This is a genomic window from Fluviicoccus sp., assembly GCF_030646115.1.
Lineage (GTDB): Bacteria > Pseudomonadota > Gammaproteobacteria > Pseudomonadales > Moraxellaceae > Fluviicoccus.
This window is the reverse complement of the sequence record NZ_JAUSMX010000006.1, coordinates 74035-99605: the sequence shown is the minus strand read 5'-3', so window position 1 is coordinate 99605 and position 25571 is coordinate 74035. Positions and strand designations below refer to the sequence as shown.

Here is a 25571-nt window from a genome sequence, read left to right as displayed (position 1 = left end):
TTCTTGTTATGATTTCGCCGGTCAGTGACCAGGCTGGTCGTGATCGTGGTTATGCGGTTTGGAGGACGGCAAAATACCTTCTTTCATGTCCCATTCACTGTCACCCTTGAGATCCGCGCTCAAACGGATATCGGCCGTTTTCAGCAATCTTGACCGAACCGCCCGGTACTCGGCAATGGCCTTTTGTCGGGCGATCGTCTGCGAGGCCTCGTATTTCACGGTGCTGCTGTCGACGGGGTGGTAGCCTTCCTTTTTCTCGTCAATGGTCACCAGTTCCCAGCGCGCCACGCCGTTGACGGCGGGTGAGCGGATGGGGCGGGAAACCGTGCCGGGACTTTGCAGGAAGGCAAAAGTGGTGATCCACTGGGTGTTGTTCTGCTTGTTGGCCTCAATCCAGCCCAGATCGCCGCCCTGCTTGGCATTGGGGGCCAACGAATACTTGGCGGCCAGATCGACGAATTTTTCGCCCTTCTGGATGCGCTCATACAACTGGGCGGCGGTCTTTTCATCGGCCACGACAATGTGCCGCGCCCGGACGCCTTCCACCCGCTTGAACTGGTCGCGGTTCTGCCGGTAGTAAGCCTGAACCTCCTGTTTGGTGACCCCTTTGGCCAGCGCCTTCAGGTGCTGGTTGTCATCATGGATGTCGGCGGCAATGCCGATCAGGGTGACGTAACCGTCCAGATACGCCTTGTTGCGGATGGCGTCCTTCAGGCCCTGGATCTCGGCGGCGCTGAGCCCCGAAGAATTCCGGGTCCAGTGGTCCACAAAGCGGCTGACGACAATGCTGCGCGCCTGTTGCTGCACATAGTCGCTGTTGCGGTTGACCATCTCGTTGCGGCCCTGCACGTTCTGGATGTGATACACGTCTTTCAGTGTCACCACGCCCTGGGTCTTGTCGTCAAAACGATAGCGCAGCAGCACCCGCTTTTCCGCCAGCGCCAGGCCCTTGTCGCTCATGCGGATTTCCAGCTGCATGTGTTCCGGGGGAGGCAGGTACTGCGCCCATTCCAGGGCTTTGACGGGGTCTTCGCCGCTCAGGGTGCGGTCCAGCGAGCCGCCGGTTTTTTGCAGCACCTGTTGCAGTTCCGGGCGGAAGGCAACCTGGATCATGTTGGTGAATTCGTTGCCCAGCACCACATCCGGCTTGAAACTGACCTTGTTGTCTTCCAGCAGCGCCGCCTTGCCGTATTTCTTGACGGCAAAGTCGCCCAGCAGCTGGCCTTCCACAATGGCGCGCATGACTTCGGGGCGCGACAACTGCACCTTGCCCTGTGCCGAAGACTTGAGCATGACATCCAGCATTTTTTGGGTAAACACGACCTTGCCGACGGTGGCGGCCACACCGGGAGTTTTCAGGTCGTAACGCGGGTCGGCCTGCAGGCCGGACATAGCCAGCGACAGGCTCAGTGCCAGGGCAATCCGTATCGGTGTTCTGGATGGTAGTGACATGAGGGCCTCAATTTATTCGAAATTTTATGGGCAATGTGGACTGAAGATTGGTAGCTGCAACAGCTTATGGCAAGTAATCGTTTGTAGTGTTGAAGCAGAAAGCCCCCAGTGAAGGGGGCTTTCTGTACCGATGCAGCCGGATTAAGGCTTACATCCGTTCGGCAGCGCGGTTCAGCACAGTGATCATCATGGCGATGGCGTGCGGAATCACCTTGTTGGCGACCACGGTGCGGTCACTGTCGGCGGTGCTGGAGAGCACGATGCCACCGTTGTTGTAGGCGTAGAGGGCGCCCTGGGTCAGCACCGGACGGATATCGGTGGCGGTGGCGCTGAGCGGGGTGAAATCGTTCAGGGCGGTTGTCACCTTGGCCGAAGCGTTCAGGCCCAGCGTGTAGTAGTTGTCATTGACCCAGGTTTCCCAGCCGGAATGGTTCAGGGCGGAAGTTGTCCAGACGTGGTGAGGTTGCAGCAGGTCGGTGGTGTGCATCACAAAGCCCAGGTTCTGCACCGTCGGGGTGGTCAGGAACTTCTGGAACCAGTACTGGCCGAGGTTGTCGATCGGCTGGAACGGCATGGTTTCGAAGTCCTGGTACTGGTAGCGGGTGGAGTAGCCGCCCAGACGGTAGTTGGCTTCGGTAATGCCGTAGGTGTTGTACTTATAGCTGTCGGAGAACCAGGCGCTGTTGCCGCCCTTGCCGTCATCCAGATAATCGCCATACAGCCAGGAGGCGGCCATGTTGTCGATGTCGCCCCAGACGGTCAGCTTGGCGTAGTTGTAGCCGCCGTAGTCATTGCCATGCACGTCGGAACCCTGGGTGGCGTTCATGAAGTGCCAGTAGGAGGTGTACTTGACAATGCCGGAACCTGCGCCCCACACCGGAGCCTGCTGGCAACTGCCGGTGCTGGCGCCGCAAATGTAAGTGTCGGAAAAGTCGTCGACATCATAGGCACCCTGGCCCATGGCGGTGGAGAACTGGGCCATGGTCAAGCCTGCACGGGCAACGCCGGCGGCCAGCTTGGTGTAGTTGGTTGTGCCCGGATTAGCCTGCATGTAGGCGACGGCATCCTGAGCGATGCGGCGGTGGGTTTCCTGGGAGAAAGCGCTGGCGTCCAATGCCAAACCCGCGGTCATGACGGTGAGGAGTGCAAGTTTGGTGGCGTTGATCATGATGTACCTCTGGGTAAGTTCTAGTAGTCGGTTGAATCGCGGAGGCCAAAACGGCCGCCTAAGTTGGGTAAATACTAGACCAAACATGTCACGAATTCGTTGCGAATAGCTGACAGCTTTTGGCGGTATCTGTCGTGCCGACAAGCGGTCGGAATTCGGGAATGAGCGGCTGGAATTCGGCGACGAACGGTCGTAAAAGCGGGGTGTCGGCCCATAATTTGTGATTCGCGGACACAGCACTGGCGGCTGGTGTCAAGTTTCCGGAACGACAAGGCCCGCACGAGGTGCGGGCCTTGGGTAATGCGGGTTTCCGGATGGATCAGAAGCGTTCGGCGGCGCGGTTCAGCACACGGACAGCCATGGCGATGGCATGCGGTACCACCTTGTTGGCGATGGCGATGCGGTCGCTGTCGGCGGTGCTGGACAGCACGATGCCGCCGGTGCTGTAGGCGTAGCTGCCGCCCTGGGTCAACAGCGGACGGATGTCGGTGGCGGTGGCGGTCAACGGTGTAAAGGTGTTCAGCGCCGTGCGGACTTTGGCCTGATCGTTCAGTGCTCGGCTGTAATAGTTGTCGTTGATCCAGCTTTCCCAGCCGGAGTGGTTCAACGCCAGGGTTGTCCACAAGTGGTGCGGTTGCAACAGGTCGGTGGTGTGCAGCACAAAGCCCAGTTTCTGCACGGTCGGGGCGGACAGGAATTGCTGGAACCAGTACTGGCCCAGGTTGTCGATGGGCTGGAACGGCATCTTTTCATAATCTGCATACTGGCTGCGGCTGGAGTAGCCGCCCAGACGGTAATGGGCTTCGGTATTGTCGTAACCGTTGTACTTGGAGCTGTCGCCGAACCAGGCGCTGTTGCCGCCCTTGCCGTCATCCAGATAGTCGCCATAGAGCCAGCCGGAGGCGAGGGTGTCGATGTCGCCCCAGACGGTCAGCTTGGCGTAGTTGTAGCCGCCCAGATCGTTGCCATGGGCATCCGCGCCTTGGGTATGGTTCTGGAAATGCCAGAACGAGGTGTACTTGACGATGCCCGCACCCAGACCCCACACGGGCGCCAACTGGCAGTTGCCGGTCGTGGCCCCGCAAATATAGGTGTCGGAGAACTCATCCACGTCGTAGGCGCCCTGGCCCAGGGCGGTGGCGAACTGGTCGATGGTCAAACCGGCCTTGACGGCCCCGTTCAGCAACTTGGCGTAGTTGGTGGTGGTCGGGTTGGCCTTCATGTAGTTGACCGCATCCATGGCAATGCGGCGATGGGTTTCCTGGGTAAAGGCAGAGGCCTGCTGGGCAACGAACGTGGCGGCGGCAAGGGTGAGGGCGCTGAGCAGCTTCATGGTGTTTCTCCTGTTGTTCTTGTGCATCCGGCAGGGCGGGTCGCCGCTGCGAAGTGATCGAATACTAGACAGAAGTGCGGGAGGGAATTTGTCTCTGGGCTACCAGTATTTGGACAGTTCACGCCAAACCGGATGAATGGCGATGTCAGAGGTAATGGAGTGGGACCGGGGGTGGTGAAGCGCACAAAAAAAAGCCCGCGCAAGGGTGCGCGGGCTGTAAAGGGTATCTCAGCGTTGCGGTGTTACATGCGTTCAGCGGCGCGGTTCAGCACCCGCACCATCATGGCAATGGCATGCGGAATGACCTTGGTGGCGACCACGGTGCGATCGGCATCGGAGGTGCTGGAGAGCACGATGCCGCCATTGTTGTAGGCGTAAGCGCCGCCCTGGGTCAGCAAGGGACGGATGTCGGTGGCGGTGGCGCTGAGCGGGGTAAAGTCGTTCAGGGCGGTGGTGACCTTGGCCGGATCATTAAAGTTCTTGCCATAGTAGTTGTCATTCACCCAGCCTTCCCAACCGGCGTGGTTCAGGTCGGAGGTGGTCCAGACGTGGTGCGGTTGCAGCAGGTCGGTGGAGTGCATGACAAAGCCCAGGTTCTGCACCGTCGGGGTGGTCAGGAACTTCTGGAACCAGTATTGAGCCAGGTTGTCGATGGGCTGGAACGGAGCCTTCTCGAAATCGGCATATTGGTTGTTGCTGGAGTAGCCGCCCAGACGGTAATTCTTTTCGGTGATGCCGTAAGCGTTGTACTTGGAGCTGTCAGCCCAGAACCAGCCGGTGAGGCCGCCCTTGCCGTCATCCAGGTAGTCGCCGTACAGCCAGGTGGCGGCCATGTTGTCGATGGCGCCCCAAACGGTCAGCTTGGCGTAGTTGTAGCCGCCCAGATCGTTGCCGTGCGCGTCAGAACCTTGGGTATGGTTCTGGAAGTGCCAGTAGGAGGTGTATTTGACGATGCCTGCACCCAGACCCCAGACCGGAGCCAGCTGGCAGCTGCCGGTGGTGGCGCCGCACAGGTAGGTGTCGGCGAAATCGTCTACATCATAGGCGCCCTGGCCCATGGCGTTGGCGAACTGGTCAACGGTGAGGCCGGCGCGGGCGATACCGGCGGACAGCTTGGCGTAATTGGTGGTGGCCGGGTTGGCCTTCATGTAATTCACGGCGTCAATGGCAATGCGCTTGTGGGTTTCCTGGCTGAATGCAGCAGCATCCAGACTGACCGTGGCGGCAATGGCGGCGACAGCAAAGGCGGACAGACGATTCATGGCAATACCTCAAGGCGGTTTTTTCTGATTTTGGGAGCCGGGGGAGGCTCGCTGCGATGTATAAATAGTAGCCGATGACTGTAGTGAATTCGTTGCGAAAACCTGTCAGTTTCATTGCCGGTTCATTGAGCCGACAAGCGGTAAAAATTCAGGAATGAACGGTATAAAATGAGGGATGAACGGTAGAAATTGGCGTGATTTGTGAGAAAAGGTGTCTGTTGTTCACATTCGGGTGGCGGATGAAGTCAAGTTTTCGGGATTTTCCGCCGTTGGTCGGAAGCGGGGAGGGTTTTTCTCCCCGCAGCGGCGCCGTTTCAGCGTCCCAGCACCTTGCCCACCGCCCAGGTCATGGCCCGGCGCGGCACCAGCCGGTTCAGCATGGGCACCGGCTTGTTCATCCAGCCGGTCACCACCACGCGCTGGCCGTTGTTCAGTCCTTTATAGGCCTGCTCCGCCACCATTTTGACCGGATCGGCAATCTGCGCCAGCACACTGTCCTGTGTGGAGGCGACGGCGTGGAATCCGGTATCGGTGGAGCCGGGGCACAGACAGCTCACCAGCACGCCGCGTGAACCCACTTCCTCCGCCAGCGCTTCCGATAATGACAGCACGAAGCTCTTGGTGGCGGCGTAAACGGCGAAGTACGGACAGGACTGGAAGGCCACCAGCGACGCCACATTGAGGATGCGGCCCTGGCCGCGCTCCAGCATGCCGGGCAATGCGCGCTGGGTCAGTTCGGTCAGGGTGATCATGTTCAGCTGCATCATGGCCGAGGTCTTGGTCGGGTCGGCATGGGCGAAGTTGCCGCTGAGCCCGAAACCGGCGTTGTTGACCAGCGTGTCCACCTGCAGGTGATGCGCGGCCAGATCGTCCATCAGCGCCTGCGCCGCACCGGGTTCCTGCAGGTCACGGGCAATGACGGTGACGCGCACGCCGTACTTGTGTTTCAGGTCGGCGGCCAAGGCTTCCATGGGGTCGCGACGGCGCGCCACCAGCACCAGATGCTGGTGCTCCGGGGCAAACAGTTGGGCCAGTTCCAGGCCGATGCCGCTGGAAGCGCCGGTGATGACAGTCGCGAGTTGGGTCATGGTCAAAGTTCCGCAAGTCTGGTAATGGGGAGAAAAGCGACCTGACAGTAATTCAGGGCGGGCATGCCGTCAACCGTTGCGGGCTGAGGCTGCACACGGAAAAATACTTGCCTTCTGCAGGGTCGGCCCCAATACTGGCCTTTAATAGAGAAAGGTGACCTCCATGACCTTGCCCAATGCCAATTTCACCCATCAGTGCCTGATTGCCATGCCGGAGATGCAGGACGGCCGCTTTGCGCATACGGTGACCTATATTGTGCGCCATGACGAAGACGGCGCGGTGGGACTGGTGCTGAACCGGCCGCTGGAACTGACGGTCAGTGAGTTGCTGACGGAGGTGCGCTTGCCGGTGATCGCCGAATTCCCGCGTCCCGAGCAGCCGGTGCTGTATGGCGGCCCGGTCAGCACCGAGGCCGGGTTTGTGCTGCATCAGGACAAGGGGCACTGGAATTCGTCGATGGAAGTGGATGACAACCTCTGCGTCACCAGCTCCCGCGATATCCTCGACGCCATTTCGCACGGCAAGGGGCCGGCCCGTTACCAGATCATGCTGGGCTATGCCGGGTGGGGCGCCGGTCAGCTGGAAAAGGAAATTGCCGAAAACGCGTGGCTGGTGTGCCCGGCCGATACTGGTTTGCTGTTCGAGATGCCTTACGATCAGCGCTGGGAAGCGGCAGCCCGCCGCATTGGCGTGGATGTGCATCTGCTGTCGGCGCAGGTGGGGCATGCCTGATTTTCAGGAAATCCGCACCGTCCTCGGCTTCGATTTCGGCACCCGCAAATTCGGCGTTGCCACCGGCCAGCGCATTACCGCCACCGCCAGTCCGCTGCCTCCAATTCCCTCCCGCGACGGCATTCCCGACTGGGTGGTGGTGGACACGCTGGTGGCGGAATGGCAGCCGCAGGCGCTGCTGGTGGGCTTGCCGCTGAACATGGACGACACCGAATCCGAGCTGTCTCGCCTCTCCCGCAAATTCGGGCGCAGGCTGGAAGCGCGTTACCGCCTGCCGGTATGGATGGTGGATGAACGGCTCACCAGCCGCGCCGCGCGTGACCTGCTGGCGGAAGCCGGCGCCCGGCGCAAGGGCAAGCTGGCATCCGTGGACTCCACAGCGGCGGTGCTGATGACGGAGGGCTGGCTGGAAGCGCCGGAATGCGGGCTGAAACCCTGATCCATAGCAGTATGTAGGTCGGGCTTCAGCCCGACGCTGTTCTCCGAGCGAAGGGTGTAGTCGGGCTGAAGCCCGACCTACAGTCCGGGTTCGGGATTGCTGCGATGACGCCAGGTCAGCACGGCGGTTTGCACCGTCGCCATCAACAACACCGCATACAAAATCACGAAGCCGTCATTCTTGAAACCGATGATGGTCTTGTAGGCAATCAGGCTGCCGGTCAGCCCCAGCGTAAACAGGCTGTATCCCCACACGTATTTCGGCCGCAATGTCAATCCGAACATCAGGCCCAGCAAGACCGGGAACAACAGGTCCGTCCAGGCCGCCAGGGGCGAAATGCCCGTATAGAGCAGCCGTGCGTGCCAGGAGTCGGCGGCGGCCAGCAAGCCGAGTGTCCCCAAGGCCAGGGCGGCGGTGGTGAGGCTTTGCGGAGGATTCTGGGGCATGACGGGTTTCCGGAACAATCAAGGGGTTTGCGGTTTGGCCGGAAGGCTTTCGGGCATATTAGTTGAAGTGGTGATCGTCGCCATCAAATCGCGGATGGCCTGCTGCACCAGGGTTTTCTCCGCCTCCGGCGCGCCGGGGGGCAGTGAGCGGGTGATGCGGTGCATGGTAGTGCGTCCGTCGCGGCGCAGGATGAGGTTGATCACCACGGTCAGCGTACCGTCCGGCTTGCGGTAGAGGTCAAAATCATTCAGGTCGGCCACGGCCGCCGGGCTTGCGCTCGTCAGGCCCAGCCGCTCGGTCAGCGCGGCATGCAGCTGCACGGTTTCCGCCGGTTGCAGTTTCAGGGGCACGGGTGCGCCCAATGTGGCATCGCGGGTGGCAAGGGCGCGGTCGGCCCGGCGCAAGTCCCGCAGCGTCAGCTTGGCGACAATGACCGGCGCCACCAGATCCACCGGTTTTTCCGGCAGGGCGGCGCAGGCGCACAACATCAGGCAGACCAGACAGGCAAACGGGTGGCGCATACAAAAAGCCGTGAATAATTATTGTTTCCACAGCATAAAGAAATGGTGGCTGAATGCCAGTAGCCGGACCGGAAAGTCGTGACGAAATTTTCGCCCGGCGGCCCCCTCGGAGGCATCCCGGCTTTTCTGCTAGAATCGGCGGCAAATTTCCTTGGCAGAAACCTCATCATGCACGTGTCCCATGCGCATACGCCCAGCCGTCTGCAACTTAACCCGCAGGGCCGGTTGCGCCACTTCCTGACCACGGAAGGCCTCAGCCGCGAAACGCTCACCGAAATCCTCGATTTTGCCGAATCTTTCCTCGGCCCCGACGGCAGCATCCACAACCAGCCGCTGCTGGCCGGGCGCACGGTGATGAACCTCTTTTTCGAGGCGTCCACCCGCACCCTGACCACCTTCGCCGTGGCCGCCAAGCGCCTGGGCGCGGACGTGCTCAACATCGACATCGCCAAGTCCTCCAACAGCAAGGGTGAAACCCTGCGCGACATGCTGTGGAACCTGGAAGCAATGACTGCCGATATTTTCGTGGTGCGCCATCCGCATTCCGGTGCGCCGCACTTCATTGCCAGCCAGGTGACGCCGAAAGTGGCGATCATCAACGCCGGTGACGGCCGCCACGCCCACCCCACGCAGGGCATGCTGGACATGCTGACCATCCGCCGCCATGCCGGGGACTTTACCAAGCTGACGGTGGCCATCATCGGTGACGTCAAGCATTCCCGCGTCGCGCGGTCGGAAATCCATGCGCTGCAAACGCTGGGGGCGAAAGAGATCCGGGTGATTGCGCCGCGCACGCTGCAGCCGCGCGATTATCAGGAACTGGGCGTGAAGGTGTTCGAGCGTCTGGAAGAAGGTCTGGAAGGCGCCGATGTGGTGATTGCGCTGCGCATCCAGAACGAGCGCATGGAATCGCCGCTGCTGGCCAGCCCTGAAGAGTTTTACGCGCTGTACGGTTTGACGCCGGAGAAGCTGTGTCTGGCCGCACCCAATGCGCTGGTGATGCACCCTGGCCCCATCAACCGCGGGGTGGAAATTGCCTCGGAAGTGGCGGACGGCCCGCAATCGCTGATCCTGAAGCAGGTGAACTACGGGATTGCCGTGCGCATGGCGGTGCTGACCCTGGCCATGCAGGGCCAACTGACCACGCGGGGAGATGCCTGATGAACGCTGAAGCCAAATACGAACGGGTGTTACTGACAGGCGGCCGAGTGCTGGATGTCGCCGCCGGTATGGACCGCCAGACCGATGTGTTGCTGGAAAACGGCCGCATGATCGCCTTCGGGGCGGAAGCGCGCAACCAGCCGCATGACCGGGTGGACGCCATTGACGGTTGTCTGGTGCTGCCGGCCTTTGTCGACCTTTGCGCCAACCTGCGCGAGCCGGGCGAGAAGCATCACGCCACCATTGCCAGTGAAACCCGCGCCGCGCTGGCCGGGGGCTTTGCGCATGTGGTGACGCCGCCGGACACGCTGCCGGTGGTGGACAGCGCCGCGATTGTGGCCTTGATCCAGGAAAAGGCGGAAGCGGCCGGGGCGGCGAAGGTCTATACCATTGGCGCTCTGACCAAGGGTCTGGAAGGAAAACGTCCGGCGAACATGGCGGCGCTGCATCAGGCGGGCTGCATTGCGGTGAGCAATGCGCGCGCGGGTTTTGCCAATGACGAAACCCTGCTGCGTTGCCTGGAATATGCCGCGACGCTGGGGCTGACGGTGTTTTTCTACCCGGAAGAGCCCAGCCTGGCCAACGGTTGCGCACATGACGGTTTCATGGCGGCGCGCTTGGGCCTGCCGTCCATTCCGGCGCTGGCGGAAACGGTGGCGCTGGCCAAGCAATTGCTGATGGTGGAGGAGACCGGGGTGCGGGCGCACTTCAGCCAGTTGTCGTGCAAGGGTTCGGTGGAGCTGATGCGCATTGCCAAGGGCAAGGGCCTGCCGGTGACGGCTGATGTGGCGATGCACCAGCTGCACCTGACCGACGCCGCCATTGACGGTTTCAACAGCCTGGCGCATGTTCGGCCGCCGTTGCGCAGCGAGGCTGACCGGCTGGCGCTGTGTGCGGCGGTGCAGGACGGCACCATTGACGCCATTTGCTCGCATCACCAGCCGTTGAATGCGGCGGCGAAGCTGGCGCCGTTCCCGGCCACCGAACCGGGTATTTCGGCGCTGGAGACGGTGTTGCCGTTGGGCTTGAAGCTGGTGCGGGATGGTTTGCTGAATGAGCACCGCTTGTGGCAGGCGCTGACGGTGAGCCCGGCGGCCATTGCCGGGATTGCGGCGGGCAGCCTGACGAGCGGCGGGGTGGTGGTGGTGGACCCGGAGGCGGCCTGGTGCGTGGCGCCGGAGACGCTGTCGTCCGCCGGGCACAATACGCCGTTTTTGGGGATGGCGGTGCAGGGGCGGGTGAGGGGGGTTTATACCGCTTGAATATCCCGGTCCGCCGGGTGCATGATCAAAACACTAATTACGGATGGGCCTGACATGAGCGAAGTTGCCAGTTTCCTGGAGGGACGGATTGTGATTGATCCGGAAGTCTGTAATGGGCGGCCCGTTATCCGGGGCAAGCGGATGACGGTGCAGTCGGTGCTGGAGTTTCTGGGAGCCGGTGATTCTGAAGCGGATATCCTGGAGGCTTATCCGATGCTGGAGGCGGAGGATGTCCGGGCGTGCTTGCAGTTTGCGGGGCAATTGATGGGGCAGCGTTATGATTTGCTTCGGGTGGCCTGATGGCGAGATTTCTGATCGACGCTAACCTGCCCAGTCGATTCAGTGTGTGGAACTCCCCGGATTTCGATCTGGTTGCGGCGCATGATGATGCCTGGCCGGATAGTCAGGTTTGGGCATATGCCAAGGAGCATGGCTTGACCATTGTGACTAAGGATGCCGATTTTTCCGAGCGGATGATGCTGGCATCGCCTCCTCCGCGTGTTGTCCTGCTGAAGATTGGCAATATGCGGATTGGGGAACTCCGGGATTTTTTGTTGCGTTCCTGGCCTCGTATTGATGAGTTGTCGCAGGTCTACAAGTTATTGATCGTCAGGACAGATGTTATTGAAGGCATTAACTAGGCGATGGTTGGAGGCGGTGAATGAGTTGTCCTTTCTGCACTCTTCCACCTGAACGGATTCTGCTTTCCAACGAGCATTTCAAGGTCATCCGTGACGGTTTTCCCGTCAGTCTGGGTCATACGCTGGTGATTCCGCACCGGCATGCCGGGTCGCTGTTTGAATTGACTGAGGCAGAATTTGCGGCGTTGTGGCCGGTGCTGCAATGGGTCAAGAGCAATCTGGCGGCGGATTTTGCTCCAGACAGTGTGAATGTCGGGGTGAATGACGGTGCTGAGGCCGGGCAGACGGTGCCGCATCTGCATGTGCATGTGATTCCGCGTTATGCGGGGGATGTGCCGGACCCGAGGGGCGGGGTGCGGTGGATTCTGCCGGAGAAGGCGGATTACTGGACGAAACCATGAGCCTTGAAAGCTATATCCGCAAGATGCAACAGCTGGTGGTCAATCAGGCGTATGGCCGCGCGAGCCCGCACAAGATATGCATGGTGCTGGCGGTTTTTGATCTGGCCCGCTCCGGTGGCCTGACTTGCAACCGCATCTTTTTTTCGCCTGACTTGAAGGCGCGCTACAAACGGTATTTTGACGCCGTACGATCGCCTCAGGACCATGCCAATCCGCATTTCCCGTTCTTCCACCTGCAGGGGCAACTGCGTCAGCACACGCCGTCCTTCTGGCATCTGGTTCCCTACGAGGGCCGCGAAGCTGTGGTGGCAGCCATGTCAACCGCCACCGCGGCCCGCGCCATTGAAGACAACATTGCCTGGGCGGCTCTGGACGAGGAATTGTTCGCGCTGCTTCAGGACCCGGCCAGTCGCGAGGTTCTTGCCGAGAGCCTGGCCAGTCACTGGTTTGATCGCGGCTTGCAGGATCTGTATGCCGTGGTTGAACAAGGCAAGCAGATCAGTCGTTATGAACAGGCCATTCGCGGCCTGACGCTTGATGCTCCGGCCGTCCGCGAAATGCCCGCCGCTGTTCGTGACCCGGCTTTCCGGCGGGTGGTCACAGAAAAATATGATTATCGCTGCGCGGCTACCGGGTTGAGGTTATTGCTGTCGGATGGAACGGCGATGGTTGAGGCTGCCCATATCCATCCCTTTTCGGAAAGCGCTGACGACGACCCCCGCAACGGTCTGGCCCTGACGCCGGACATGCATTGGGCCATGGACAAATACCTGATTGCTCCCGGCCCGGATTTCAAATGGCATGTTTCCAGTTTGCTGGATGACCGTATCCCGGACAACAGGTTGCTGACGGATTTGAAAGGCAAGGCATTATTTCTTCCTGCTGAAATGCGCTTTTATCCCAAACAGGAAGTGCTGGACTGGCGGCTGGAAGTCATGCGCCGTAACCAATAAAAAGGGCGACAGATTGTCGCCCTTGATGTTCTTGCACGTTTTTTTCATTCCCGCCCGAACAAATCCTCAAACCCGGGATACATCGTCGCCATCATCACCGGGAAAAACACCAGCAACCCCAGCCCGAACGGAATAAAAGCCGCCACCATCAACACCGTCGCCAGCAGCGAATACACCAGAAACGGCAGCCAATTGCGCATGCAGGCCATGAAACTCTCCTTCATGGCATCCACCGGACCCAGGCCCGCATAAAAAATCAGACCTGGAGCAAACCAGTAGGCCGCCATGATCACCATCATGGCGGCCATGAACACTAAAAAGCCCAGCACCAGCACCAAGCCCCCTGTGCCCAGCAGGGCAGACTTCAGTCCTTCTTCAGATTCAAGGCTGCCCAGCGCTGAGAACCCGCCCAATGCGATGACCATGAACACCACCATGACAAGGACGGTAACCACAATGATCGACAGATACAGCAGGGCCATGATCATCAACGGCCCGATTTTTTCGCCACTGAAACCGGCGAACAGATTGCCGATATCTGCCCGGCCCTGACGCGCATGGCCCCGGCCAAACGCCAGGATTCCCACGGTCAGTGACGGCGCCAGCAACATGCTGGCCAGCGAACCCAGCACCGGAATCAGCCCCAGCACGAATGAAAACCCGATAACCAGCAGCAGGGCCGCGAACCACATCAACGGCTCATCCTTGAACAACCGCCAGCCATCGCCAATCCACTGCGAACCATGCCCGGCGTTGACCGTGCGCGCCGGGGCGGCATAAGAGGCATTGGTCGGGATTTTCTCCAGGTTCAGCACCGTGACGGAGGGCGTGCGGTAAGGGTTTTCTGAATCGGACATGTCTGTGCTCCTTGACAGGGGGATAAGCGGAAAGCCAGCGTAGCCCGTTGCCTTCAGCGGAGTCAACGCGCATCTTCCCATTTGCGGAAAATGTGCTAAAGTTCGCGCCCCTTGCAGCGCTAGCCTTGCAAGGCAGAAACCCCCGTCACAGGAAGTCACGGAGTACACCATGCCACGGAAGACCCGCGCCCGAATTTCCCCGCTGCTGCCGGCCGCCCTGGTCGTGGCGCTCCTGCCTTCCCTGGCAAGCGCCGCCGATATTTTCCCCACCAATCCGCCCGGTAACAGCAGCCCGGTGGAAAGCGGCAACACCAGCAGCATCTTCGACAGCACCACCGGCGGCGGCCTGCCCACAGGCGGCATGTGTCTCGCCTCCGGCTCTGGCAACCCCACCCCCGGCCAATGTGACAGCCCGCCTGCCGCCGTGGCTTCCGGCCAGCCGTCCGCCGCTGTCGGCAACCCCGTCAATGTCATGAACGGCAACAAGTTCCAGGCGGAAACCGACCTGCCGGCCTTGCCCGGCGTGCTGGGCCTGCAATGGTCCCGCACTTATAACAGCCAGAGCCGTTCCCGGGGACTGTTCGGCGTCGGCTGGCGGCATGCCTATGAAGTCAGCCTGTTGGAAAGCCCGCATGCCATCCAGATCATTCAGGCCGACGGGCGGCGGTTAATGTTCCCGAAGGATGCGTCCGGTAGTTGTGTCAGCGTGCGCCCGCAGGACGGTCGGCTGGAGAAAACAGCTCAGGGCTGGAAGTGGGTCTGGGTAAATGGGCGGGAACTGGCCTTCGAGCCGAGAGCAACGGATACCCGTTACGGACGCCTGATCTCGATTCGCGAGACACGACAGCCCGGCCAGCCGCTGGTCAGCCTGCGCTACGGCATGGACGGCGAGTTGGTCAGCATCCGCGATCCCTTGGGCCGGTCGTTGGAGATTCACACCGGGCGCTATGGGGCGGCAAAATGGCCGGAAGTGCGCGTCGATTCTCCTACGGGCCGTTTTCTGTACCGGCTGGATGGCGACGGCAAGCTGCTGACCGTGCAACGCGCCGACGGTGTGCAGATCGGCTATTACTACGAAGACTGGCGGCAGGGTGGCGACCGCCATAACCTGACTGGCCGCGCCCTGTGGCAGCCCGGCCAGAAACAATGGCAGCGCCAGGCCACTTGGGCGTATGACGAACAGGACCGCGCCATTCTCAGCGAACATGCGGGCGGGGTTGAAAAAGTCAGTCTGCGCTATGACAGCCGACCGCACCAGCCCTTACCCGGCAGCCCGGCGCACGGGCCGGAATTCGAAACCGTCCTGACCAACAGTCTGGGGCGGCAAACCCGCTACCGCTGGCAACCGCACGGCCAGGAATGGCGTTTGCTGGAAAGCCGGGGTGCGGGCTGCGCCAGTTGCGGGGAGGTGAACCGGCGTTATCGCTACGATGCGGCCGGGCAGGTGGTGCGGGAAGAGAGCCTCAGCCCGGACGGCAATTTGCTGAACTGGCAGGATTATCGTCATGATGCCCGCGGGCGTGTGACCTCCATCGCGCGCGGGGCGGCGGGGACGGCAACGGTCGTGGAAAACTTCCGCTATGGCCGCCCGGATTTGCCGTGGACGGTCACCGCCGTCCTCCGCCCCAGCGTGTTGAAGGGCCATGAGGCCGAAACCCGATTTGAACATGATGCCCAAGGCCGACTCACGGCTCGGGAGGATGTTGGCTACTCCCCGCTGGGCGAGCGGCTGGAACGCCGCCGCCAGTTCACGTATGACGCGGCGGGTCGTCTACTGAGTGAAGATGGCCCCCTGGCCAACCTGCCGGACGGTCGCGGCGACATCAGCCGTTATCACTACGATGCCCAAGGCCGCCTTGACCGGCTGGAAGGAGTGGGTGGACTGCGCTTGGCCGTCAAACAGCGTGACCGTATCGGGCGTCTCACCGTGCTGGATGTGCGCAACGGCACTCGGCGTGAAACGTGGCGGCTGGACTATGACCGTCAGGGTCATCTCCGCGACCTGAGCCGGGAGGCGGATGGCTTGTCCGCCCGCCATCAGCAATTCCACTATGACGAGCAAGGCCGGTTGCTGGCCAGTACCGACGTAGCCGGTCTGCAAACGCGTATTGCCTACGATGCCGCCGGTCGCCTGCAACGTCTGATTCGCCCCGACGGGCAAGTGCTGCAACTGGCCCGTGACACCGAAAACCGCCTGCTCAGCCTGCAACGACTTCAGGGTGAAGGCCAGGCGCCATTCCAGCAACTGTCGTGGCAATACCGAGAGAATGCCGAGGGCCGCAGCATCCGCCAGCAGGATTCCCTGGGGTTGATTTCAGAACAACAGGCCCTGAATGACGGCCGCCAACTGCTGAGCCAGGATGCGCTGGGTCAGGAAAACCGCACGCTGGTTGACGGCCGGGGCCGTTGGCAGGCCAGCCAACTGCGCGCTCTGGGTGTCAGCCTGCCGCCGGAATGGCAGCGTGTTGAGCCGGGCGTGACCACCCGCACCGGCGCAGGCTTGCAGGCCGTGACCGGCAGTGATGATTGGGGGCGGCCTGTCATTCAGCGTTTGCCGGGGCAGGGTATTCGCCTCTATCGCTATGACGCGGCCGACAACCGCATTGCCGATGCCGCTGAAAACGGCGAAGTGCATCTCTATCGTTATGACTTCGCCGGTCGCCGCATTGCCGAAGGAAGTCAGGATGACCCTGAAGCCGTCGTCACCCGCTATGACGGCGACCTGCCGGTTTTCCGTGGCGGCGCCAAGGAGAGCCGGGACTGGCAATACAACGCCTTTGGTGAGCGTGTGCGCGAGAGTCGCCGCAGCACCGGCCCGGATGGCAAGTCCCGGAAATGGAAGCAGGTCTGGTCCTATGATGCTGCCGGTCGTGTTCAGCTGGAATCGCGGGACAACCTACATCTGGCCTACGAATACGGCAAGGACGGGCGGATCAGCGCCCTCTATCGCAGCGAGGGCCGTCTGGCCGCGTTGCTGGCCGGATGGAGAGACGGCCTCCGCTGGCTCTCCCAACCGGTGGCGGATCACCTGCAATACGATGCCTGGGGGCAGCTCAGCCTGTTGCGCCTGACGCACGGCACCGAGCAATACATTCAGCGTGACGGCCGTGGCCGCATCACCCGCATCAGCACCCGGTATCGGACCCACTCGCAACCTTGGCTGGCTTCCATTCTGGGCTTCATGCTGCCGGATGATTGGGCTTTGGCGGTGGAAAACCGCCTGGGGCTGGTGAAGGCCGTGGCCGGGGAAAGCCGCTACCGCTACGACGCCCTGAACCGGGTGCAAGAGCGCGATGAGGGCGGAGTCCAGGAACGCTATGCCTATGACGCCGCCGGGCGCTTGTCCCGCATTGAAACCTTGGGGCAGATGGGCTGGGTGGAAACGGCGGCTTATGATTATGACCTGAGTGGCAACCGGCGGAGCGAACGTACACAGCTGTTGCGGACGGACTATCACTATGCGGCGGACGGGGTGCAGTGGCTGGGGCGGCAATGGCATCCGTCGGGTGAGTCGCCGGGGAAATCCACCGAACCATCCTATTTGGCGCAACTGGCTTCTTATGATCCGCTGGGCCGCCCGTGGTTGTGGTGGCAGGGCGTCACCAACCCGGTGCAGGGCTTGTCGCTGGCTGGATTACAGACGCAGCAGGCCCCGTTGTGGCGTTTGAAACTGGCGGGCAGCCAGCCGGTGGCGTGGGTCAATGAGCGCGGGGCGTCGCCGTTACGGTATGGCTATGACTTGCAGGGCTTGCCCGCGTGGCAGCAGTTGCAAACGGATGAGCGGCATTACTGGCGGCGTTATAGTGATTATGGGGACGCCTTGCGCTTGCGTGAGGAGGATGTGTGGCGCGGGGCTCGGGGTGGTGAGCAGCGTTTGCAGCGGGACTATGTGTATCTGGGTGGTTTGCCGGTGGCGGTGCGGGTATCCGGGGCGGACGACGATGGCTGGGGGGAAGTGCTGGCCAACCGTCAGGGCGCGCCGGTCGCGGTGCTGGATGAAGGGGGCGCGGCGCGTTGGTCAGCCGGTTATGAGGCGTTTGGCGGGTTGCGGGAGACGGCGGGGGGTGAGGCGTCCGGGCGGTTGTGGGCGGTGAGCCTGCGTTTGCCGGGGCAGCATGAGGACCCGGTGACAGGGTTTTACCAGAACGGTTTCCGGACGTATGTGCCGGAGGCGGGGCGTTATTTGACGCCGGACCCGGCGGGGTTGCGGGGCGGGTTGAATCCGTTTGTGTATGTGGGGAGTGATCCTTTGAATGCGGTGGATCCGTGGGGGTTGTACCAGATTGATATGCATTATTACATGACGTATTTTTTGGGGATTGTGACGGGGTTCAGTGCGGATCAGGCGAGGACGATTGCGTTGGCGACGCAGTTTGTGGATGAGAATGATTATACGGTTCCGTTGAGGGATGGCGGCATCCCGCTCATTTCTACCGTGGTGGACGGCATTCACAACGCCACGGATGACCGTCTGGCGTTCTATCATTTCGTCAACACGAAGGAAGGGTGGATCAATACATTGGAGTCTGGAAGTTATGATCCGGTGCGGAACAAAGGGGAGTCGGATGAAAATTATAAGATCAGGCGTCTGACGGCCAATATTGAGTCCATTCCTCAGATACAGAATCTGGAATTTAACTATCGTAATGTTGAAGGATGCAATCAGAAGATGCAGTTCTTCGGGGAATTCCTGCATGCCTTCGAAGACACGTTTGCGCATCGTGACGCGGAAAATGATCCCTTCGGTTTGAATAAAGGTACAGGTCATGCGACCGGTGGTGAGAATCCGGACTATACCTACAATCATGTGGTGGGCGGGTTGTCAGTGTTGGGGCGCGGAACATGGGATGTGAATGAGGACAGGACGCTGATTGCTCAGGAGCAGGTGTACCGGAAGATGCTGGATTTCCGCGACTCGGTGGGGGCGAGCGGGAAGGTGGTTCCTTGGGAAGAGCTTCGGGACTATTTGGTAGTCTTCAACAGTATCCATGAGAATGCGCACGGGGCGGATGGTGCGGAGGATTTGCATACACTCCAATACAAGATACGGTATTTGCAGGGTCTGCTGAATGGGAAGGGCGGGAACGAGCACGAGATGATTTTTCCAGGAGGATCACAGTCCAGCAGGGAAGCGGTGACATTGGATTTAAGTGAGAAATTGGATGATCTGGATGCGGAGAGGTTTGAAGTGATTCTGAATGTTGATGGTACGGTTAGTGCGGTTAATACTAAGATGCCAGGGTGGGGATATACTTCCTCTAATGATCCCGTGAAAGGTACTAATTTTGATCTTATTAATAAGTCCGGAAAGGCAGGCAGGAATGGTTTCAGCGTTTCGGATGGGATAAGAAATCGAGTTGACAATCTTCGAGGGGTGCGTGTTTCTGAATTTTCTGGCGTCATATGGGATACAGGACATAAAAATATTGGGAACTACAAGATGTATCTTGATCGAGGAATTCTTAAAGTCACTGGGAGTAGGCCAGAATGAAAATTAATATTCTAGGTTTTTCTATAGCGGTGATAATGTTGTCGGCAGCTTCTAAGGTTCATGCGATAGAGACTACGGATAAAAGTGATCTGCCAAGGTGTGGGTCGTCGTACTTTTCTAAAGGGGTCAGATTTAAGCGCTATTGTGAAAAGAGTGATTTTCGAGTAGGAAGGAATCATGATGGATTTTTTGCTTGGATTCAAGGCCACGCTAGAGGTGGTTCTGGTGAGACGATATATGGTTGGAGTGGCTTTGATATAGATATGAATGGCCACCTAAGAGATGTAAGTTGTTGTGAAGGTAATGGGGTCTTGGTGGGTGGTTTTGATGAGAATTCAAAGGATGTAGTGTTAAGGAATGGGTATATTCAAGGCAATACTGGTGTTTTTGTTTTAGGGGGTGTTTTTAGAGAGAAGGAAGACTATAGTGGAGGTTGCTCATATAAGTCTGGGCTCATAGATTATTTGAGAGGCATGCCATCAAATTTACATTTAATTAATCTTGTGTTACACGGGGGGGTCGGAAGCGTCGCAGCTGTAGGCTCATCAATAGAGAACTCAAAAATAGGTATGGCGACTATTAGGGCTACTGGGCTTGATTTTGCTTTCTTAAATAATAGCTATGTGATGAGAACAATGATTATGATGGGGGCGCGTCAAAGTGTCGGGCAAACTCCCGTTGACAGGCTTACTTTTCTTGTCAATGGCGATATACCGTATCTCGAAAATAGTGATGAAGTTGCCTACCCAGCAGCCCTTCATCTCTCCTGCGCCGACAACGCCACCATCTCCAACAACATCTTCACCGCCAAAACCAAAATCCCCGGCGCTTACGCCATCGTCCTCAAACACAGCAAAAACGTCCGTATCACCAACAACACCTTCGAAGGCTTCACCGTCCCCGTCCTCATGGACAAATACAGCAGCATCATCGACGACCGTGGCAACGTCATCAAGCCGGACGTTACCATCAACAGCCCCCAATCCCGGCTCTACAAAGTCGATCTAGACCATGTCCAAGGCGACACCCGTCGGCCTTGGTGGCAATTCTGGCAGTGATCACCCCGCAAACGTCATATCCCAAAATTCAGGTCTCGGCGGCGGAGCCGTCACATCCGTCTTCGCCCGCAAATGCCCCGCCAGCAACTGGCACCACAGCTTCAGGTAATGCTCCAGAATCTGCTCGTTGAACACCAGATGCTTGTCCGCCGCCATGCCGCGCAACAACCACTGCGACAACACCATCAAATGCCGCACATTATCCTTATCCGTCTTGCCCACCAGATAATGATCCGCCGCCGTCCCCAAAGTCTCAAACGCCGCAATCCACAAATGCTGCAACATCGATGACAACTCCGAATCCCGGCGGCTGGCCACCAGCAATTCCAGCAGAATCGTGAATTCCGCCGCCCCGAACACTTCCCGCCACGACGTAAAGATCAGGTCGCTCAAGCGGTCGTCCGAGGCATCCAGCTGACTCACCGCCCGGCCCAGCTGCACATAGATGCGGCGCATCAGGTGTTCCGCCGCCGCCGCAATCAACGCCGCCTTGGACGGGAAGTGGTGAACAGGAGCGCCGCGCGACACTTCCGCCGTCTCCACAATGCGGGTCACGGTGGTGCCGACATAGCCGTCCGTTTCCAGACATTTCAACGTGGCTTCAATCAGGCGCACGCGCATGGCTTCACTGCGCTCGGCCTGGGTGCGTCGCAAGGGTTTGGAAGTAACAGGGGTTTCAGGGGTCATGGTGCCGGTGTCCGCTATTCAGGGTTGTAATTGTAATTATTCCTTCGCCGTTTCCCCAGCAATTCCGGACGATTGTCCAGCAAAATCAGCTATTTCCTCGGAAAATTATTCCATCCGGGCCAGAACCAATCGCTTGCTTGGGGGCTTGACTCTCGCGCTGTGACGCGGTATCAATAACATATTGTACGTCCGTATTGTAAGTTAAGGAGACCCTGATGAGCAACCTGCATATCCCCCAACCCGTCGCCCCGATGATCCCGCGCACCATTTTCAACAGCGATCACGAGGACTTCCGTAAAACCGCCCGCCGTTTCTTTGAAGAAAAGGTTGCTCCGTTCCATGAGAAGTGGGAAGAGCAGCAGCACATCGACCGCAGCCTGTGGAACGAAGCCGGTGCGCTGGGCCTGCTGTGCCCCACCATGCCGGAAGAATACGGCGGATCGGGTGTGGATCGTCTGTTCAGCGTCATCATGATGGAAGAGCAGGCCCGCGCCGGTGACTCCGCTTCCGGTTTCTCGCTGCACTCCGACATCGTCGCCAACTACGTCAACAACTTCGGCAACGAAGAACAGAAGAAGTACTGGCTGCCGAAGATGGCTTCAGGGGAAGTGGTCAGCGCCATTGCCATGACCGAGCCGGGCACCGGTTCCGACCTGCAGGCCATCAAGACCCGTGCGGTGGATGACGGTGATCACTACATCCTCAACGGTTCCAAGATTTTCATCACCAACGGCTACCTGTGCGACATGGCGGTGGTGGTGGTGAAGACCGGTGACATCAGCGCCGGCGCCGGTGCGGTGTCCTTGCTGATTGTGGATGCCAAGAGCGAAGGCTTCACCAAGGGCAAGCCGCTGAAGAAAGTGGGTATGCGCGGTCAGGATACCTGCGAGCTGTTCTTCGACAACGTGCGTGTGCCGAAGTCCAACCTGCTGGGCATGGAAGGCATGGGCTTCATCATGTTGATGAAGGAACTGGCCTGGGAACGCATGATGATCGCGATCATGTGCGCCGCCGGTGCCGAAGGCGCGCTGGCCACGACCGTGGAATACGTCAAGCAGCGCAAGGCGTTCGGCAAGACCGTTGCTTCTTTCCAGAACACCCGCTTCAAGCTGGCCGAAATGCGTTCGGAAATCCAGATCGCCCGCGTCTTCACCGATCGCTGCATTGAACAGGTGCTGAAGGGTGAGCTGAGTGTGGAAGCGGCCTGTGCCGCCAAGTACTGGGTCTCCGACCTGCTGAGCAAGGTGGTGGACGAGTGCGTGCAGCTGCACGGCGGCTACGGCTTCATGCTGGAATATCCGATTGCCCGTGCCTACATCGACACCCGCGCCAACCGTATCTACGGCGGCACCAACGAAATCATGAAGGAACTGATCTCACGTTCCATCTGATGCGATGACAATCAGGGCGACTTCGGTCGCCCTGATGCTATGTGGTGCTTTTAGAGAGCATTTACTTCCTCCTGCTTCCTTCTCCCTCTTACAGGAGTTTCCCCATGTCCCAAGAACTTCGATTTGACGGCCGCGTCGCCATTGTCACCGGCGCGGGCAACGGTCTTGGCCGCCAGCATGCCTTGCTGCTGGCATCGCGCGGTGCAAAAGTGGTGGTCAATGACCTCGGTGGCGGTCGTCATGGTGACGGCAAGTCCTCGGCAGCGGCCGATGCCGTGGTGGAGGAAATCCGGGCGGCGGGGGGCGAGGCAGTCGCGAATTATGATTCCGTGGAAAACGGCACGGCGATTGTGCAGACGGCGCTGGACGCTTTCGGTACGGTCGATATTGTCATCAACAATGCGGGCATCCTGCGCGATGTCAGCTTCCAGAAAATGACCCAGGACGACTGGGATCTGGTCTACCGGGTACACCTGAAAGGCTCGATGTCTGTCTCCCATGCGGCGTGGCCGATCATGCGCGAGAAGGGTTACGGCCGCATCATCATGACCACCTCGGCGGCGGGCATCTACGGTAACTTCGGACAGGCCAATTATTGTGCGGCCAAGCTGGGTATCCTCGGGCTGGCGCATTGTCTGGCTGAAGAGGGACGCAGCAAGAATATCTTGGTCAACACCATTGCGCCGCTGGCGGCCTCGCGCTTGACCGAAACCATCCTGCCGCCGGAAATGCTGGCGCTGCTGAAGCCGGAATATGTCAGTCCACTGGTGGCCTGGCTGTGTCATGAAAGCTGTGAAGATACCAAGGGCCTGTTTGAAGTCGGCGCCGGTTACATCGGCAAGCTGCGCTGGGAGCGCACCCAGGGCCACAGTTTCAACACCAGCCGCGCCATGACGGTGGATGAAATCGCCGGCAAGTGGGCGAAGATCAGTGACTTCACCGACAGCGAACATCCCAGCACCACCAACGAATCCTTCGGCACCATTCTCGCCAACCTCAACAAGAAGAGCCTGGGTGGCAACGAGTTCATCGACCTCGATGCAGCCAGCAAGGACGAAATCGTCACCAGCAATGCCTACGACGAGCGCGATCTGGCGTTGTATGCGCTGGGCGTCGGTTCTGCAGCAAATCCGCTGGACGCCACCGAACTGCCCTATGTCTATGAACTGGGCGACGGTTTCCAGGCGCTGCCGACCTATGGCGTCATGCCCGCGCTCAATGCCTACCTGAACCTGGCGAAGGACGGCAAGAGCCTGCAAGGCCTGAACTACGGCTTGGACCGCGTGCTGCACGGCGAACAATACACCGAGTTGCTGCGGCCGCTGCCGCCGCACGCCAAGCTGACTCACACCTTCCGTTTCAAGAACGCTTACGACAAGGCTCCGCATGCGGTGGTGGTGATGGCGGTGGATACGGTGGATGAAACCGGCGAGAAGCTGGCCTACAACGAAATCAGCACCTTCGTGCGCGGTGCGGGCGGTTGGGGCGGCGATCGCGGGCCGTCCGGCGATGTCAACGTCCCGCCCGCCCGCGAACCGGATGCGGTGATCGAGGAGAAAACCGCCGACAACCAGACGCTGTTGTACCGTCTGTCCGGTGACTGGAATCCGCTGCATGCCGATCCGGCTTTTGCCAAGGCCTTCGGTTTTGAAAAGCCCATCCTGCATGGCCTGTGTACCTTCGGCTATGTCGGCCGCCATGTGATCAAGGCCTTCTGCGGCAACGACGGCCGTCGCTTCAAGAGCATCAAGGTGCGCTTCGCGGACAGCGTCTTCCCCGGTGAAACGCTGATCACCCGTATGTGGAAGGAAAGCGATATCCGCATCATCGTTGAAACTTCGGTGAAGGAACGGAATTCGGTGGTGATCCGCAATGCCGCCGTGGAACTCTATGCCGAGATTCCTAAGGCCAAGACAAAACCAACCGTTGCCGCGACCTCAGCACCCGCCGCTGTTTCCTCCGGGCAGCCGGACAAGTTGCTGCCCGAGGATGTGTTCAGCGTCCTCGCCGCCCATGTCGCCGCCCACCCTGAATTGGTGGACAAGGTGAAGACGGTCTTCCAGTTCAACCTGAAAAACCCGGACAGCGCCTGGCTGCTGGACCTGAAGAACGGGCAGGGCGTCTGCAAGGCCGGTGTCGCCGAGAAAGCGGATGTGACGCTGGACATGGATGCCGAGCACATTTCGACGGTGGTCAGCAGTTCGCTGGCCGATGTGCAGAAGCTGTTCTTCAACGGCAAGCTAAAGATCGGCGGCAATGTCATGGCCTCGAACAAGCTGATCGTGTTGCAGGACATCAAGCCGCAAGCCTACGAGGAAGCGCGCGCGAAGCGTGTCGCCGGGGGAGGCGGTGCCGCTGCTACGGCTTCCGCACCCGCCGCTGCGCCGGTAGTGGATGCCAATGCGCCGCTGGAACCGTCGGACGTGTTTGCCGCCATCAGCGATTACCTCTCCGGTCATCCGGAACTGGTGGAAAAGGCCAAGACTGTCTTTCAGTTCAACCTTAAGAACCCCGATTCGCAGTGGTTTCTGGACCTCAAGAACGGCGCGGGCGCTTGCGGCTCCGGCGCGGCGGACAAGGCCGATGTGACGCTGGAAATCGATGCCGAACTGATGCCCGCCATCGTCACCAGCTCGCTGGCCGATGTGCAGAAGTTGTTCTTCAGCGGCAAGCTCAAGGTCACCGGCAACATCATGGCCTCCAATAAGCTGATCGCGCTGCAAGCCATTGATCCCAAGGCTTACGAGGCGGCGAAGCTGAAACGCCTGAGCAGCGGCGCGGCCAGCCCGGCGGCGACTGCTGTCACGGCCGCCAAGCAGTCTCAGGCTCCGGCCATCATGGCGGCGCTGGCGAAAAAGCTGGCGGACAAGCCCGCGACCGGCTGCCTGCTGATCAAGATCACCGATGTCGGCAACTGGCTGATTGACGGTGCGTCGGTCGGCTCGGTGGCGGATACCGTGCCTGCCGAAACCACGATCACGCTGTCTGATAGCGATCTGCTGCAACTGGCGCAGGGCAAGGCGGATCTGCGGGATCTGTTCCAGCATGGGCAGGTCAGGGTGGATGGGGATGTGGCGCTGGTGAAGCAATTAACGGTGCTTGGCGGTTTGGTTTAATCAGTCCCCTCTCCCCCTGTGGGAGAGGGTTAGGGAGAGGGGTACGGCGGTGGCGTGATCACTGCCGGTGTGTGCGGGTGACTCTCCGCACCCCTCTCCCCGGCCCTCTC

At 59.9% G+C, this 25571-nt stretch carries 21 protein-coding genes; 12 read left to right on the top strand and 9 right to left on the bottom strand.

Annotated elements, in window-relative coordinates; translation table 11 throughout:
• Positions 1-21: 21 nt before the first annotated feature.
• From Q7T36_RS03890 to Q7T36_RS03870, 5 genes are all read right to left on the bottom strand, one after another.
• Entirely contained in the window at positions 22-1452 is a 1431-nt protein-coding gene (locus Q7T36_RS03890; protein ID WP_304844255.1) for a peptidylprolyl isomerase, read from the bottom strand.
• 148 nt (positions 1453-1600) lie between these two features.
• Positions 1601-2620 carry a hypothetical protein gene (locus Q7T36_RS03885; RefSeq protein WP_304844253.1) on the bottom strand — a complete coding sequence of 340 codons (1020 nt, stop codon included), beginning with the start codon at positions 2618-2620 and terminating at the stop codon, positions 1601-1603.
• Between the two features lie 319 nt (positions 2621-2939).
• On the bottom strand, positions 2940-3953 hold the full coding sequence (locus tag Q7T36_RS03880; RefSeq protein ID WP_304844251.1) for a hypothetical protein: 1014 nt from the start codon (positions 3951-3953) through the stop codon (positions 2940-2942).
• Between the two features lie 242 nt (positions 3954-4195).
• Positions 4196-5215 (bottom strand): hypothetical protein, encoded by a 1020-nt coding sequence (locus tag Q7T36_RS03875; protein WP_304844249.1) that lies wholly within the window; start codon positions 5213-5215, stop codon positions 4196-4198.
• A 314-nt stretch (positions 5216-5529) separates the two neighbouring features.
• Positions 5530-6303: an SDR family oxidoreductase gene (locus Q7T36_RS03870; protein ID WP_304844247.1), complete on the bottom strand. Its 774-nt coding sequence runs from the start codon at positions 6301-6303 to the stop codon at positions 5530-5532.
• A 169-nt stretch (positions 6304-6472) separates the two neighbouring features.
• On the opposite strand from Q7T36_RS03870, the gene Q7T36_RS03865 reads away from it, so the two are divergent.
• Positions 6473-7036 (top strand): YqgE/AlgH family protein, encoded by a 564-nt coding sequence (locus Q7T36_RS03865; RefSeq protein ID WP_370690044.1) that lies wholly within the window; start codon positions 6473-6475, stop codon positions 7034-7036.
• Positions 7029-7475 (top strand): Holliday junction resolvase RuvX, encoded by a 447-nt coding sequence (gene ruvX / locus Q7T36_RS03860; protein ID WP_304844243.1) that lies wholly within the window; start codon positions 7029-7031, stop codon positions 7473-7475. Before Q7T36_RS03865 ends, ruvX begins: the two co-directional genes overlap by 8 nt.
• A 77-nt stretch (positions 7476-7552) precedes the next feature.
• Here the strand turns inward: ruvX and Q7T36_RS03855 are convergent, their stop codons facing one another.
• Entirely contained in the window at positions 7553-7921 is a 369-nt protein-coding gene (locus Q7T36_RS03855; RefSeq protein WP_304844241.1) for a hypothetical protein, read from the bottom strand.
• Between the two features lie 18 nt (positions 7922-7939).
• Positions 7940-8443, bottom strand: a complete 504-nt coding sequence (locus Q7T36_RS03850) for a hypothetical protein (protein ID WP_304844239.1) — start codon at positions 8441-8443, stop codon at positions 7940-7942.
• A 168-nt stretch (positions 8444-8611) separates the two neighbouring features.
• On the opposite strand from Q7T36_RS03850, the gene Q7T36_RS03845 reads away from it, so the two are divergent.
• From Q7T36_RS03845 to Q7T36_RS03820, 6 genes are read left to right on the top strand one after another with little or no spacing between them, the layout of a single operon-like run.
• Positions 8612-9604, top strand: a complete 993-nt coding sequence (locus Q7T36_RS03845; protein ID WP_304844237.1) for an aspartate carbamoyltransferase catalytic subunit — start codon at positions 8612-8614, stop codon at positions 9602-9604.
• Positions 9604-10866 (top strand): dihydroorotase, encoded by a 1263-nt coding sequence (locus tag Q7T36_RS03840; protein ID WP_304844235.1) that lies wholly within the window; start codon positions 9604-9606, stop codon positions 10864-10866. Before Q7T36_RS03845 ends, Q7T36_RS03840 begins: the two co-directional genes overlap by 1 nt.
• 54 nt (positions 10867-10920) lie before the next feature.
• Entirely contained in the window at positions 10921-11166 is a 246-nt protein-coding gene (locus Q7T36_RS03835; protein WP_304844233.1) for a DUF433 domain-containing protein, read from the top strand.
• Positions 11166-11507 carry a DUF5615 family PIN-like protein gene (locus Q7T36_RS03830; protein WP_304844231.1) on the top strand — a complete coding sequence of 114 codons (342 nt, stop codon included), beginning with the start codon at positions 11166-11168 and terminating at the stop codon, positions 11505-11507. The genes Q7T36_RS03835 and Q7T36_RS03830 overlap by 1 nt, the downstream gene beginning before the upstream one ends.
• A gap of 20 nt (positions 11508-11527) precedes the next feature.
• Positions 11528-11908, top strand: a complete 381-nt coding sequence (locus Q7T36_RS03825) for an HIT family protein (RefSeq protein WP_304844229.1) — start codon at positions 11528-11530, stop codon at positions 11906-11908.
• Positions 11905-12861 carry an HNH endonuclease gene (locus Q7T36_RS03820; protein ID WP_304844227.1) on the top strand — a complete coding sequence of 319 codons (957 nt, stop codon included), beginning with the start codon at positions 11905-11907 and terminating at the stop codon, positions 12859-12861. The genes Q7T36_RS03825 and Q7T36_RS03820 overlap by 4 nt, the downstream gene beginning before the upstream one ends.
• 44 nt (positions 12862-12905) lie before the next feature.
• On the opposite strand, the gene Q7T36_RS03815 is transcribed toward Q7T36_RS03820, so the two are convergent.
• The gene (locus tag Q7T36_RS03815; protein WP_304844225.1) at positions 12906-13718 is read right to left on the bottom strand and encodes a BPSS1780 family membrane protein; all 813 of its coding nucleotides are present in this window, start codon (positions 13716-13718) and stop codon (positions 12906-12908) included.
• A gap of 169 nt (positions 13719-13887) precedes the next feature.
• On the opposite strand from Q7T36_RS03815, the gene Q7T36_RS03810 reads away from it, so the two are divergent.
• Both Q7T36_RS03810 and Q7T36_RS03805 read left to right on the top strand, forming a co-directional pair.
• Complete coding sequence (locus tag Q7T36_RS03810; RefSeq protein ID WP_304844223.1) at positions 13888-19209, top strand: DUF6765 family protein; 5322 nt, start codon at positions 13888-13890, stop codon at positions 19207-19209.
• Positions 19206-20267: a hypothetical protein gene (locus Q7T36_RS03805; protein ID WP_304844221.1), complete on the top strand. Its 1062-nt coding sequence runs from the start codon at positions 19206-19208 to the stop codon at positions 20265-20267. Before Q7T36_RS03810 ends, Q7T36_RS03805 begins: the two co-directional genes overlap by 4 nt.
• Here Q7T36_RS03805 and Q7T36_RS03800 read toward each other — a convergent pair whose 3' ends face one another.
• On the bottom strand, positions 20268-20954 hold the full coding sequence (locus Q7T36_RS03800) for a TetR/AcrR family transcriptional regulator (protein ID WP_304844219.1): 687 nt from the start codon (positions 20952-20954) through the stop codon (positions 20268-20270).
• A gap of 215 nt (positions 20955-21169) precedes the next feature.
• On the opposite strand from Q7T36_RS03800, the gene Q7T36_RS03795 reads away from it, so the two are divergent.
• The gene (locus tag Q7T36_RS03795; RefSeq protein ID WP_304844217.1) at positions 21170-22345 is read left to right on the top strand and encodes an acyl-CoA dehydrogenase family protein; all 1176 of its coding nucleotides are present in this window, start codon (positions 21170-21172) and stop codon (positions 22343-22345) included.
• 104 nt (positions 22346-22449) lie between these two features.
• Positions 22450-25461, top strand: coding sequence for a peroxisomal multifunctional enzyme type 2 (locus Q7T36_RS03790; protein WP_304844215.1), 3012 nt, complete (start codon positions 22450-22452; stop codon positions 25459-25461).
• Positions 25462-25571: the final 110 nt, after the last annotated feature.